Below are 13,050 nucleotides of genomic sequence, written 5' to 3'. Positions count from 1 at the left end.
CTACCTTTATGATTTAGACGCAGGTCGAATATCCTAAAGGTAGGCTAAAAGTAGAAAAGGAGTAGAGATAAATGGCTATTAACCAACGGGCAGTGGATAATGATTTAGTTGTTCTAGATGAGCTTGCAGACTTCTGGGCAGAAAGGGATTTTGCTTTATATCCTCATCAGATAGAGACAGCCCAGCGGGTGATTGATGAACTTGATGGTAGAGCATTATTGGCTGATGAAGTAGGATTGGGTAAAACAATTGAAGCCGGTTTAATATTGAAGGAGTATATTCTGCGCGGTGAAGTAGAAACGGTATTGATTCTGACTCCTGCTTCGCTGAGCTACCAATGGTGGGTGGAATTAACTAATAAGTTCGATATCGATATCTTCAATAACCGCAAGGGAAAGGGCTGGCATTACTTTGACCATCAGATTGCTTCGATAGATTTAGCTAAAAGAGAACGCCATGCTGAAGTGATCTATCAGAGAGATTTTGATATGGTGATTGTTGATGAGGCCCATAAATTGAAGAATAGTGATACATTAAATTGGCAGTTTGTAAATAATCTATCTCCAGAGTATATGTTGTTTTTGACAGCAACGCCGATACAGAATGATCTGGATGAACTATATAATCTTGTTTCGCTGCTTAAGTCGGAATTATTTAGGGTTAATGATTCTGACTTATTGAAACAGAATTTAGACCAGGTAATGATCAGGAATGAGCGAACTGATTCAGAACTGGACTTTACTGACCGGGATGTAAAGCTGATTCCGCTGGAATTAACGTCGCCAGAACAGCAGCTCTATGACGGGATTACTGAATTAGTTAAGCAGGAGTATGACCGCTGTAGAGCAGAGAATAGGAATCTGCTCCATCTGGTGACTCTCCAGCGGGAGATCTGCAGCAGTTCCTTTGCAGTGATTGAAACTCTACAGAATTTTTTGAACTCGGCTGCAGAAGAATTAGTGCCGAAAGTAGAACAGCTATTACAGTTAGCAGAAGAAATTCAGATTAATCAGAAGGTACAAGTGGTAGAGGAGTTATTAAAAGAGATTGATGGACAGGCTGTTATTTTTACTGAATATCTGGCTACCCAGAATTATATCTGTTACTATCTTTATCAGCGCGGGCTGATGCCTGTCAAATTCGATGGAACTTTGAATGATACTCAAAAGGAGCGGGCTAAGCGCTTCTTTGCTGAACAGGGAGATGTGTTAGTCAGTACTGCTGCTGGCCGGCAGGGAATTAATCTCCAGTTCTGTAATGTAATTATTAATTATGATCTACCCTGGAATCCAATGAAGCTAGAACAGCGTATTGGCCGAGTCCATCGTTTAGGCCAGACTGAAGAAGTAAAGATTTATAATCTCTGTACTAAGGGAACTATTGAAGAGAAGATAGTGAATGTATTACATGATAAGATCAATCTCTTTGAATCAGTAGTCGGTAATCTGGATAAGATAGTTAATAATTCAAAAGAACATAATCTGGACAAAAGTATTCTGGATGTTATTGTTAATCAAGAAGGGGAGGAATTAGAAAAAAGCCTTGAAGAACTGCTTACTGAACAGATAAAGTAAAAGTATCAACAAGGAAAGGAATCAGTTATGGCTGATAAGAAGTGGTATCAAGTGGAGATAGATAAGATATTAAAAGAATTTAAGACTAACAGAGAAAAAGGCTTGACTGATGAAATAGCAGCAGAACTGTTAAAAGAGTATGGAAAGAATATAGTTCAGCAGAAGAATCAGCGGACTCTTGTTGAGATGTTTCTGGATCAATTTAAGAACTTTTTAGTGATTATTCTTCTGCTGGCTGCTGTAGTTTCTGGAATTGTTGGTGAAGTGAAGGATACAGTAGTGATTTCAGTAATTGTTATTCTGAATGCTGTTTTAGGTGTCTTTCAAGAACATAGAGCAGAGGAGTCGCTGCAGGCCTTACGCAGAATGGAGACGCCTACAGCTCGAGTACTGCGTAGCGGTAGATGGAGAGAGATTGATTCAAAAGAGTTGGTTCCCGGCGATATTGTTGAATTGGAAGCAGGAGATGCTGTTGGAGCTGACCTCCGTATTATCTCTGCTAATAATCTGGAAGTACAGGAGGCTGCTTTAACCGGTGAATCGACTTCTGTAGAGAAGAATAATGGAGAAAGAGTAGTTGAGATCTTTAAACAAATAATTTGATTTATAGTGGTTTTTCCTTTGACAGATGGATAGTAACATGGTATACTAAGTATGTTGAATAAATTTATTAAGTGTAAGAAAAAATAGGAGGAATTAGTAATTATGAAAACAGGAACAGTAAAGTGGTTTGATGGAAAAAAAGGTTATGGATTTATTGAAGTACCAGGAGAAGATGATGTATTCGTACATTTTTCTGCAATTGAGGAAGAAGGATTTAAGACATTAGAAGAAGGACAAGAGGTGCAGTTTAAAGTAGTAGAGGGCGATAAAGGTCCTCAAGCTGAAGAGGTAACTAAAATATAACTGCCTATTATGGAGAATAATATAAATTCTTCTGATAAGAGCCTTCCGTTTAGCGGGAGGCTCTTTTTAATTTCTATCAAACATTTGCATTTTTATACGTTGTTGTGTATAATTATAATCAATGTTATATTGATATATTGTTGCAGTTTAGAGTTGATATCTTGCAAACACTTGCCGTTCGTTTAAGATATTGCAGATTATAGTCAACAAATCTCTTACGCTTGCCATTCGTTCGACGTCCTGTCTCACTCATTCTCAAAGATTAGTCCTCCACCGTCCGTGGTTCCGGACTAATCTTAAGAGTCGCTCTAGAGAAATGTTGACTATTTGTAATCTAATATATTATCATGTATCTAGAGTAACTTCTAAATGTAACTTTCATTGATGATAACACTTTATTACAGATAGTCAATATGTGTCCAGAGTGATTCTTAAAACTGACCCGGAGTCATGGACGACGGAGGGGCAGTTTTTGACAGTGAGCGAAACAGGACGTTGAGCGAACGACAAGCGGCGGATACATATTGACTATTCCCGTAATATCATGAAAGAAACTATATTAGCTGCAAATGGAAAGTGACACAATATATCAATAAAGTTGCAACTTTTAAAAGTTGATTATCAAAAAAGAGGTGATACCAATGATTAAAGCAGGAATTATAGGAGCAACCGGCTATGCCGGAGCTGAATTAGTCCGCTTATTGACCAATCATTCTAAAGTAGAGATAGAATTTCTGACCTCGAGAAGCTTTACGGGACAGAAGATATCTGAAGTTTATCCTGCTTTAGCGGGAATTGTTGACCTAAAGTGTGAAGAGATTGATATAAAACAGCAGGCTAAAAGAGTAGATATAGTCTTTACGGCTTTACCGCACGGTGTTTCTATGTCGGTAGTACCGGAGTTAATTAAGGCTGGCGTAAAAGTGATAGATTTAAGCGGAGATTATCGTTACAGTAGCCAGAAGATCTATGAAGACTGGTATCAGCAGAAGCATGAAAGCTCTGAGTTGATTGATAAAGCAGTCTATGGGCTGCCGGAGCTGAATAAAGAAGAAATTAAAGAAGCCGGTTTGGTAGCCAATCCCGGCTGTTATCCTACTTCGGCTACATTAGCTTTGGCGCCGGTAGTAGAAGAAGGGCTTGTTGATAGTCAGAGCATCATTATTGATGCTAAATCCGGAGTGACAGGAGCCGGTAGAAAGCCCAGTCGGGTAACCCATTTTTCGGAAGTAGCCGAAAGCTTTAAGGCCTATAAAGTTGGTGAGCACCGCCATACATCAGAAATAGAGCAGAATTTAGCCGGTTTATCAGCTAAAGAGGTTATACTTTCTTTCACACCTCATTTAGTGCCTATGAAACGGGGGATTCTGAGTACGATTTATGCTGATTTAACCCAGAAGGTAAACAGCAAAGAGTTAATAGAATTATACCAGAAATTCTACAGTCAAGAACCTTTTGCCCGCATTAGACAGGAGGAAAAGATGCCGGAGGTTAAAGAGGTAACAGGTTCTAATTACTGTGACTTAGGAATTAAGCTAGATAAGCGGACGGGAAGACTAATAATTATTTCTGTGATAGATAATTTAATCAAGGGAGCCAGCGGCCAGGCTATCCAAAATCTGAATCTAATGTCTGATTTAGATGAAAAAGAAGGTTTGGATTTTGCAGGAATAATTCCATAGTCTAGTGAATGTAGTAATAAATAAAGGAGGCGATGGTATGGTTACTAATCCAGTAGAAGTAGAGTTCAAAGATCTATCAGGGGGAATTACTAATACGCTAGGATTTTTGGGAGCAGGGATTAATTGTGGCATCAAAGAGTATGAAAAGGATTTAGCTTTGATATATAGTGAAACAGAGGCAAATCTGGCAGCTGTTTTTACTCAGAATCAAGTTAAGGCAGCGCCGGTCTTGATTGGTCAAGAGATCAAGGAACGCGGTACGGCTCAGGCCTTTATTATCAACAGCGGTAATGCCAATGCCTGTACCGGCGAAGAAGGATTTAAGAATGCTAATAGGATAAATGAATCACTGGGAGAGGAGTTAGGGATCGATGCTGATTTAATCTTTCCGGCTTCGACAGGAATTATCGGTCAGCAGCTGCCGATGGAGGCTGTAACTTCTGGAATTGAGGAGATTACAGATCAGCTCCATCCCGCCGGCGGAAAGAAGGCCTGCCGGGCGATTATGACTACAGATACCTATCCTAAGGAGATGGCTGTGGCTTTTGAAATAGATGGCCGGGAAGTAATCTTAGGCGGTATGTCTAAGGGCTCAGGAATGATTGAACCCAATATGGCGACAATGTTGGGTTTTCTTACAACTGATCTTAATATTTCTCAGCAGTTGCTGCAGGAAGCATTGACTGAAGCTGTCGATGAATCTTTCAATCGGATTACTGTGGACGGTGATCAGAGTACAAATGATGCAGTGGCTATTATGGCTAACGGTCAGGCAGGAAATGAACAGATCAATCATAAGGGAGATAATTACTATAAATTCCTGGCTGCATTAAAGGAAGTAACCAAGTATCTAGCCCAACAGATAGTTAAAGACGGCGAAGGAGCAACTAAATTTGTAGAAATAGAGGTAGTAAATGCTCTGACTTTAAGTGATGCTAATTCCATTGCTAGAGCAATAGCAAACTCCCAATTAGTTAAGACTGCATTATTCGGCGAAGATCCTAATTGGGGCAGAATAGTAGCTGCCGCAGGCTATTCCGGCGGTCAGATAGAATTAGACAGGCTAGATTTAGAGATTAATGGCCAGAAACTGCTGGTAGACGGAAAACAGGAATTAACTGATCCTGAAAAGCTGCGTGATCTGTTAGCCCGTGATGAGATTAAGATCAAGCTTAATCTACATTTAGGTTCGGGACAGGCCAAAGTCTGGACCTGTGACCTTTCATATGAGTATGTTAAGATTAATGGTGAATATCATACGTAAAAATATAATTTATAGTTGAGAAGTGGAGTGATAAAGTGGAGGACTTAATTAAGAAAGCAGATATATTAGTTGAAGCATTACCTTATATGCGTAAATTTCATGATAAAACAGTAGTAATTAAGTACGGCGGTAGTGCTATGGTTAATGATGAGATTAAGAAGTCAGTATTAGAGGATATTACATTACTTAAGTATGTAGGAGTTAATCCGGTGATTGTCCACGGTGGTGGGCCAGTAATTAATGAGACCTTGGATAGATTTGGAATCGAGAGTCAGTTTCATCAGGGACTTAGAATTACGACTAAAGAGATTATGGAAGTTGTGGAGATGGTTTTAGTAGGACAGGTCAACAAAGAGATTGTTTCGCTGGCTAATCAATTCGGCAGTAAATCCATCGGCATCTCCGGTAAGGACGGTAATTTGATTGAAGCTGAGGATTATGAACTGGAGGATGATGTAGATTTAGGATATGTTGGACAGGTAACAGAGATTAATCCTGAGGTGCTGGATAATCTGATAAACAGCGGTTTTCTGCCGGTTGTATCGCCGATCGGTGTCGGTTCAGAAGGTGAGAGTTATAATATTAATGCTGATTTAGTTGCTGGACAGCTAGCAGCGGCTTTAGATGCTGATAAGTTAATTCTACTGACAAATGTTGAGGGGATCTTAGAAGAAGAAAGTGATAAAGATTCTTTGATTTCCTCGCTGACAATAGAAGAAGCTGAGGATATGATAGAAACAGGACAGATAGCCGGGGGAATGATTCCTAAGGTGAACTCCTGTATTGATGCCTTAGATGGCGGAGTGAGGAGAACACATATTCTGGATGGTAGAATATCCCATTCTTTGCTGTTGGAGATATTTACTGATAGAGGAATCGGAACTATGATAACTAAATAAGAGGAGGGAGTAGAATGAAGAAGGAAGAGATTGTCCAGGCAGATAAAGATTACTTTATGAATGTCTTCAATGATCGAGTACCGATTGTAGTTGATAAAGGAGAAGGCGTGAGAATCTATGATAAAGATGGTAATGAATATCTTGATTTTTTAGCCGGAATTGCAGTTAATGCCTTAGGCCACAGTCATCCGAAGGTTAATGAAGCAATCAAGGAGCAGGTGGATAAAGTAATTCACTGTACCAATATCTATTATATCGAACCGCAGGCTAAACTGAATGAATTGCTGGTGGAGAATTCAGCCGGTGACAAAGTCTTCTACGGCAACAGCGGAGCGGAAGCCAATGAAGGAGCAATTAAGCTAGCCCGGAAATACTTTAAAGCGCAGAATGAGGATCGTTATGAGGTGATTACAACTACAAAGTCCTTCCACGGCCGGACGCTGGCTACAATAGCTGCCACAGGCCAGAAGAAGTATCAGAAGCCCTTTGTACCGCTGCCCGAAGGCTTTAAATCAGCACCGTATAATGATTTAGAAGCTCTCAAGGAAGCAGTTACCGATAAGACTGCTGCCATTATGGTCGAACCGATTCAGGGTGAAGGTGGTATCAATCCGGCCACTCAAGAGTATCTCAAGGGCATCAGAGAATTATGTGATGAGGAAGGTATTTTACTTATTTTAGATGAGATTCAGACAGGCCTTGGCCGGACTGGCAAGCTCTTTGCCTACGAGCACTACGGCATTGAGCCGGATATCTTTAGTCTAGCTAAAGCTTTAGGCAACGGCGTACCGGTTAGTGCTTTTCTGGCTAAAGAAGAGGTGGCTGATGCATTTACTCCCGGTGATCACGGTTCTACCTTCGGCGGTAATCCTTTAGCCTGTGCTGCAGCCTATGCAACGCTGAGTACCATTCTGGAGGAAGACTTAGTTGAGTATGCAGCTGAGATGGGAGATTACTTCCAGGCTAAGCTGCAGGATTTAGTTGAAAAGTATGATGTAGTGGACAGCATCCGCGGTAAGGGGCTGATGATTGGCCTAGAAGTTGAGTTTGATGCTAATGAAATAGTCAGTGAGGCCTTCGAGCAGGGTTTATTGATTAATGCCGTCAGTGATACGACGCTGCGCTTTGTACCGCCGCTGATTGTAGAAGAGAGTGATATTGATGAAGCAGTGGCAATATTGGAAGAGATAATTGCAGAGTCATAGATGTCAACTTAAATTGTTGCAGTTTTGTACTTTCAAGATATTGCAGATTATAGTCAATATGTATCCGCCGCTTGCCGTTCGTTCGACGTCCTGTCTCACTCACTCTCGAAAACTAGCCTTCCACCATAGCCAGCATACAAACCAATGCTGGCTATGGGATGAACTTATTGAGCAAAGAGATAATATTAATGCTCTGATTTAAAAACAAGGAGCTAAAATCTGTTTCTCTACAGCCTCCATGGTTCCGGGTTAGTTTTAACGACGGACAGGACGTCCTAGTACTGGCGCTGCAACAGGACGTTGCGGTTAGCGCCAGTGAGAGTCGCTCTGGACACATATTGACTATTGATAACAAAATGTATTGCTGCAATTACAGCACAGAAATTTCATTAATCTGGTTTTAACACGCCCCTCAGATTATTTTGCACAATTAGTTGATATCTTGCAACAAGCGACTTTAAAGCAGTCCCAAAAGAGAGAATGATTATCATATAAGCTAAAATTTTAAAATTAGCTATAAGGGCAATTTATTACTGAATGACTAGGACTGATTTTCGGAGCGTTTGCAAGATATCAACTCTAAACTGCAACATTATCTCAATATATTTTAAGCTTTTCTATAAGTAGGTATTATATGTGTCCAGCCTTTCATCTTACCGTATTCAATTAAATCATTAAAGAGTTCAACCTCTTCGTTATAGAGATCAAAGAACAACTTACGCAGTTTATCATTTCTGATGGTTTCGATTACTGCTCCAATGTGGGAGTCAATAGCTTCCTGGATTCCTTTGAGAATGACCCGGTAGGCAAATTTATCTTCCATGATTTCTGGATCTATCTTTGCTTTTTGAGAAGCTGGGGGTTTTTCCGGGGTTGGTACTTCATATTCAGTTGCTTTCTCTGCCAGTAATTTAGCCTGTTTTTGAAGGATTTTGTTTCCCTGTTCCAATATTAATTTAAATTCTGTATCGTGAACGAAGTCTAGGAAGATACGGGTCAGTTGGACTTGGTCATACCTTAGATTAAGATGATCCCAGATATGGCCTGCTTCTCCGGCAGATAACTGCTCTTTTTCACCCGGTTGGTGGGTTTTAAATGAAGGGGCTACATCAGTCCAGCCTTTTGTTTTCCCATACTTATAGAGGTTTTCATAATTATTTAGGTGATTTTCGACAAAGTCTATAAAGTATCTTCTTAACTTATCATTATAGGTAGTACTGCTTATCGAACGGCTTAAAAAGTATAGTTCTGATATTAAATCAGAATAAATTCTTCTAAAGATCAGTTTATCAGTGATTATATCAATATGGGCAGAAGTTTGTAGTTGATCAGAGGGTTTGGCGGGAACTTTAACTTTATACTTATCAGCTAAATTCTCCAGCATAGTTATCTGTTCTTGAAAATCTTCGATATGTCCATCAAGTAGCAAGTCAAAATCGCGATCATGGACAAAGTTTCGATAGAGCTTATAAGTTTCAATACTTATATATCTAGCCCTTAGGGCATTCCAGAGATTATATGCTTCTGTTGAAGAAATCTGTTCTTCAGTAGTAATTGATTTTTTGAAGATAGAGATATCGGGTAGCAAATCAGAAAATTCCATTTTCATAACCTCCTACATTATTAGTTTGGTTAGAGATGATTTTGTTATTCTGCCAACGCTTCCTGGCCGTATTTAGTAATTATCCAGGCAACTAAAACTCCGAATAACATATGCTCACTTACATGATAGAGATTGGTGCCGGCATCGATAGGGTCGATTCTACCTATTTTAATGCGTAACATTACTCCAAAAGCAAATAGCCACCAAATGCCTCCAACAGATAATCCTTTAGCCCAGAAGTAATCTGTACCTGTGATAGATAAAAGATATACTATAGTTATTGCTAGGAGTATAGCTGTTGAGTAATCACTGATTGCTCCTACAATTAAAGCCGGTACAGTATCTACATCCTGAATTCTAAAGTAAGCTGAAGCTGCAATCTGCCACATATGATACTGATTAATATTTAGTAGATAGAAGATGTAATCTAAGATATTAATTGGTATATTAATAAGAATACCGGTCATTATACCTGAGAAGTATTTATCCTTGATGTTGAACATGACAATCCTCCTTTATTTATAAGTCCCGATTCCTTCCTTGACCATACCCGGCCGTCTAATGTTGGATTTAACTTCAATTGTCACCGGCAGCTTGGAATAGATTTGATCCCAGTTATCTTGCTTCTCTTTAAACTCCTGGGGATACTTATTCCTGATGGTTTCTCCAAAGCCGAAGATATCGGCCTGATACTGCTGGCTCTTCTGTAAACCATTGATAATTTCATTCTTAATTACCTGGGCAAAGCGCTGGTCCAAGTGGGTTATGTTGCCCACTTTAGTGATATCATACTTGCGGATTTGGGCTTCTGAAATATTACCTTCGACAGTAATCTCTACCTTCATTTTAAACTCTCCGTCTTCAAGCTCTGGTTCTACACTGGAGGTAGCTTTTAGCACTTCAATCCCGATTCTTTTATCTTCATCTGGTGCTTTAATTAAGACAGGACCGATGATTTCTGACGGTTTCTGAACCCAGTTTAGGCCGCGGGTTTCCTTTCTAGTTAGCCAGTCGACTAATTTATCTCCTTTAAACATAGCGGCGCCGTTGATGTAGATTAAGTTATCTTTATTCTCCTCTCCTTCCTCTTCGGGACCGCCTGGCCTTAACTCGACTGCAGCTGTAACTGGATCTGTAGTATTGCTGAGCGCCGAAACAGTAAACTCCCGTAGATTGGTGGAATAGATCGATCCGCTGATGCTCTGACCATCGATGATCTGTTTGACGGCTAAGATCGGTACTGTTTCGACTCCATGCGGAGCTTTAAGAATATCTTCAGCCTCTCCTTTGGCAATTATTATATAGGCCCGGCGGCGGATCTCAGGATCGCGGTTGAAGAAGTCGATATAGGGTTTGATCCCCTGCCGCGCTAGTTCTTCTCCGATGATATATACTTCAGTATGAGGATAAAAAGGCTTGCGGCCGATTGTCTTAACTAGATTACGGTTGGCCTCGAAGATGCTGTAGCCGGTAGTTGAGGTAGTCCAGAATTGGCTTGATTGGCCTGCCTGTCCTCCACCGCCACCGGGTTGGCCTCCTCCCTGTTGTGGATTGGGGCTGATCATCTGGATAGTAAACTTAATGCGGTCTTCCTTTTCGGCTAGATCAATGCCGACGCCCTTAACGAGAGCTAAAGTATCGAATTCGCGGGCGCTCCAGCAGCCGCTTAAAGTAATTGCTAGAGATAGGATCAGCAGAAGAATGACTGTTTTTTTGAGGTTAGCTGGTTTCATTGGTCTGAATCCTCCTTAAGATACTAATAATCAATAATACCAGCGGATAGAAGGTCTGAATAGCTAGATAGTATGGTATAGTTGACATTATAAATTTAGATATTTCTGCTACGTTTTGAAAGTAATAAAATCCAAAGTAGAAGATGATCGGTAGAGTAAAGGGAATTAAAATATAATAAGTAGAAAGCCCCAGCAGCTTCTGTCCAGTATAGACAGCACCATAGATGAAGATAGCTGCTTTAAAGATATTGCCTCCGACCCAGTAAAAGATAAATAGCGGATCAAGCCGTTCGAGAAAGCCCAAAGCTTCAGCATATCTATGTACTGACAGCAGAGGAAAGGTTAACTCACTGGCCAGTTCTGCTCCAAATAACATTAAAGCCGAGAGAATAGTCATTAAGAATAGAATACCTAAGATTATAATTGCTCCCAATAGGGATTTATAAGCTTCTTTCTGCTTTGCTAGCTGTGGGGCAAGGATAAGGATTAAGAAGAATTCACCAAAGAATCTCAAACCTGGATAAGCACCCTTTAGTACCGGTGCTATACCATCGCCTAAGACAGGTTGAATAAAGGCAGTTGATAAGTCCGGGACTATCATTAAGAATATCACCAGAAAAGTAATTATAAAGAAGTAAAAGATGATTTCAAAGGAACGGGCCATCACTTCTAAGCCGTAGTAGACAAAGGCTGCTGCTGTTAATAGAGTAGTCAGAATAAAGAACCAGAGTGGAGTCTCCGGCATATAGACACCAATCATGATTTCAGCAGTATCACGGATAACAATTCCGCTACTGATCAGAAAGTAAGCTATTAATCCTAGTCCTACCGGAATAGTTAAGAGATTCCCCAATACTTGGCGGTTAAAGTTAATCAAATCAGTTCGCCCCATTCTTCTGGTTAATAATATATAAATAACAGCATTGATTACAGCAAAACTGATTAATAAGATACCTGCCAGCCAGGCATCCTGCTTAGCCCGGGTAATGACTAATTCCGGCAGAAAGACTATCGAAGTAGCCAGGACAGTAACTACCAATAATAGAGTTGCCTGATAAGTAGAGATTCTAGTCTTCATCTGTCTCTCCCTTCCTCAGCTTTGATTCCTCTGATGAGACTGATGATTAATAATAATAGTGGGTAGAACACCTGAATAAAGAGATAATACGGTATAGCAGTAGTTAAAAATTCAGCGATCTCTGCTACATTCTGAAAGTAATAAAAGGCAGTATAAAAGACTGGCGGTAAAGCAAATGGAATTAAAGCATAATATGTAGATAGTCCGAGCAGCTTCTGCCCGATATAGATACCACCATAAAAGAAAATAGCCGTCTTAATGATTCCGCTGCCGATCCAGTAAAAGATAAATAGCGGATCAAGCCGCTCTAAAAAGCCCAAGGCTTCAGCATATCTATGGACTGACAATACCGGAAAGGTTAAGTTACTGGCTAATTCTGCTCCAAACAAGGCTAAACTCGAGATAACAGCAATTAAAAATAAGGTACCGATAATACCAATTGCTCCTAATAATGATTTATGGGCCTGATTCTGTTTAGACATCTGCGGGGCAAAGAGCAGAATCAAAAATAATTCACCGAAAAAAAGCAGGCCGGGATAGGCTCCCTGCAGTATCGGCTTGATTCCTTCTGCTAACATTGGCCGTAAGAAGGATAGGGATAAGTCTTTAATTACAATCAAGAATGCAAATAGATAGGCTACAAGGTATAGATAGAATAATATTTCAAAGGAACGGGCCATAACCTCTAGTCCGTAATAGACAAAAGCCGCTGCTGTTAAGAGTCCGGTTAGAATAAAGAACCAGAGTGGAGTTTCAGGCATATAAACAGCAACCATAATTTCTGAAGTTTCGCGGAGAATCACCCCACTACTGATCAGAAAGTAAGCTATTAAGCCCAATCCTAAAGGAATAGTCAAAACTCGGCCTAGCACTCGGCGGTTAAAGTTTATCAAGTCAGTGCTTCCCATTCGTCTAGTTAGTAGAGTATAGATAAGGGAAATAACTCCCATAAACCCGATTAACAGAATGATTGCTATCCAGGCATCCTGTTTAGCCCGGGTAATGATTAATTCCGGTAAAAAGACTATTGAAGTAGCTAAGATGGTAACTACTAATAATAGAGCTGTCTGATAAGTAGAGATTCTTGTCTTCACTCTTTATTCTCC

12 protein-coding genes are annotated in these 13,050 nt (G+C 40.1%); 7 read left to right on the top strand and 5 right to left on the bottom strand.

Features of this window, described 5'->3' with window-relative positions; genetic code table 11:
- The first annotated feature begins 71 nt into the window (after nt 1–71).
- The 7 genes from acear_RS08015 (at nt 72) to acear_RS07985 (ending at nt 7,530) form a co-directional block, all read left to right on the top strand.
- Entirely contained in the window at nt 72–1,574 is a 1,503-nt protein-coding gene (locus acear_RS08015) for a DEAD/DEAH box helicase (protein WP_013278506.1), read from the top strand.
- Between the two features lie 27 nt (nt 1,575–1,601).
- Entirely contained in the window at nt 1,602–2,177 is a 576-nt protein-coding gene (locus acear_RS08010) for an HAD-IC family P-type ATPase (RefSeq protein ID WP_013278505.1), read from the top strand.
- Between the two features lie 102 nt (nt 2,178–2,279).
- Entirely contained in the window at nt 2,280–2,480 is a 201-nt protein-coding gene (locus tag acear_RS08005; protein ID WP_013278504.1) for a cold-shock protein, read from the top strand.
- Nucleotides 2,481–3,121: 641 nt separating this feature from the next.
- On the top strand, nt 3,122–4,162 hold the full coding sequence (gene argC, locus acear_RS08000; RefSeq protein ID WP_013278503.1) for an N-acetyl-gamma-glutamyl-phosphate reductase: 1,041 nt from the start codon (nt 3,122–3,124) through the stop codon (nt 4,160–4,162).
- 37 nt (nt 4,163–4,199) lie between these two features.
- Nucleotides 4,200–5,426, top strand: coding sequence for a bifunctional glutamate N-acetyltransferase/amino-acid acetyltransferase ArgJ (argJ, locus tag acear_RS07995; protein WP_013278502.1), 1,227 nt, complete (start codon nt 4,200–4,202; stop codon nt 5,424–5,426).
- Nucleotides 5,427–5,461: 35 nt separating this feature from the next.
- Nucleotides 5,462–6,325: an acetylglutamate kinase gene (gene argB, locus acear_RS07990; RefSeq protein WP_013278501.1), complete on the top strand. Its 864-nt coding sequence runs from the start codon at nt 5,462–5,464 to the stop codon at nt 6,323–6,325.
- Nucleotides 6,326–6,339: 14 nt separating this feature from the next.
- Entirely contained in the window at nt 6,340–7,530 is a 1,191-nt protein-coding gene (locus tag acear_RS07985; protein WP_013278500.1) for an acetylornithine transaminase, read from the top strand.
- A gap of 607 nt (nt 7,531–8,137) precedes the next feature.
- On the opposite strand, the gene acear_RS07980 is transcribed toward acear_RS07985, so the two are convergent.
- From acear_RS07980 to acear_RS07960, 5 genes are read right to left on the bottom strand one after another with little or no spacing between them, the layout of a single operon-like run.
- Nucleotides 8,138–9,133 (bottom strand): DUF3231 family protein, encoded by a 996-nt coding sequence (locus acear_RS07980; RefSeq protein ID WP_013278499.1) that lies wholly within the window; start codon nt 9,131–9,133, stop codon nt 8,138–8,140.
- Between the two features lie 44 nt (nt 9,134–9,177).
- A complete protein-coding gene (locus tag acear_RS07975) occupies nt 9,178–9,636 on the bottom strand; it encodes a hypothetical protein (protein WP_013278498.1) in 459 nt (152 codons plus the stop codon).
- A 12-nt stretch (nt 9,637–9,648) separates the two neighbouring features.
- Nucleotides 9,649–10,866 carry a Ger(x)C family spore germination protein gene (locus acear_RS07970; protein WP_013278497.1) on the bottom strand — a complete coding sequence of 406 codons (1,218 nt, stop codon included), beginning with the start codon at nt 10,864–10,866 and terminating at the stop codon, nt 9,649–9,651.
- On the bottom strand, nt 10,853–11,944 hold the full coding sequence (locus acear_RS07965; protein ID WP_013278496.1) for a GerAB/ArcD/ProY family transporter: 1,092 nt from the start codon (nt 11,942–11,944) through the stop codon (nt 10,853–10,855). The genes acear_RS07970 and acear_RS07965 overlap by 14 nt, the downstream gene beginning before the upstream one ends.
- The gene (locus tag acear_RS07960) at nt 11,941–13,038 is read right to left on the bottom strand and encodes a GerAB/ArcD/ProY family transporter (protein ID WP_013278495.1); all 1,098 of its coding nucleotides are present in this window, start codon (nt 13,036–13,038) and stop codon (nt 11,941–11,943) included. Before acear_RS07960 ends, acear_RS07965 begins: the two co-directional genes overlap by 4 nt.
- Nucleotides 13,039–13,050: the final 12 nt, after the last annotated feature.

Source organism: Acetohalobium arabaticum DSM 5501 (assembly GCF_000144695.1).
Lineage (GTDB): Bacteria > Bacillota > Halanaerobiia > Halobacteroidales > Acetohalobiaceae > Acetohalobium > Acetohalobium arabaticum.
The sequence above is the reverse complement of the archived record's forward strand: the minus strand, read 5'-3'. Positions and strand labels throughout refer to the sequence as shown.

What these genes read in the sequence shown, in the direction of transcription:
- acear_RS08015 (WP_013278506.1), top strand. Translation starts at nt 72, where the DNA reads ATGGCTATTAACCAACGGGCAGTGGATAATGATTTAGTTGTTCTAGAT.
- acear_RS08010 (WP_013278505.1), top strand. Translation starts at nt 1,602, where the DNA reads ATGGCTGATAAGAAGTGGTATCAAGTGGAGATAGATAAGATATTAAAA.
- acear_RS08005 (WP_013278504.1), top strand. Translation starts at nt 2,280, where the DNA reads ATGAAAACAGGAACAGTAAAGTGGTTTGATGGAAAAAAAGGTTATGGA.
- argC (WP_013278503.1), top strand. Translation starts at nt 3,122, where the DNA reads ATGATTAAAGCAGGAATTATAGGAGCAACCGGCTATGCCGGAGCTGAA.
- argJ (WP_013278502.1), top strand. Translation starts at nt 4,200, where the DNA reads ATGGTTACTAATCCAGTAGAAGTAGAGTTCAAAGATCTATCAGGGGGA.
- acear_RS07985 (WP_013278500.1), top strand. Translation starts at nt 6,340, where the DNA reads ATGAAGAAGGAAGAGATTGTCCAGGCAGATAAAGATTACTTTATGAAT.
- acear_RS07980 (WP_013278499.1), bottom strand. Translation starts at nt 9,133, where the DNA reads ATGGAATTTTCTGATTTGCTACCCGATATCTCTATCTTCAAAAAATCA.
- acear_RS07975 (WP_013278498.1), bottom strand. Translation starts at nt 9,636, where the DNA reads ATGTTCAACATCAAGGATAAATACTTCTCAGGTATAATGACCGGTATT.
- acear_RS07970 (WP_013278497.1), bottom strand. Translation starts at nt 10,866, where the DNA reads ATGAAACCAGCTAACCTCAAAAAAACAGTCATTCTTCTGCTGATCCTA.
- acear_RS07965 (WP_013278496.1), bottom strand. Translation starts at nt 11,944, where the DNA reads ATGAAGACTAGAATCTCTACTTATCAGGCAACTCTATTATTGGTAGTT.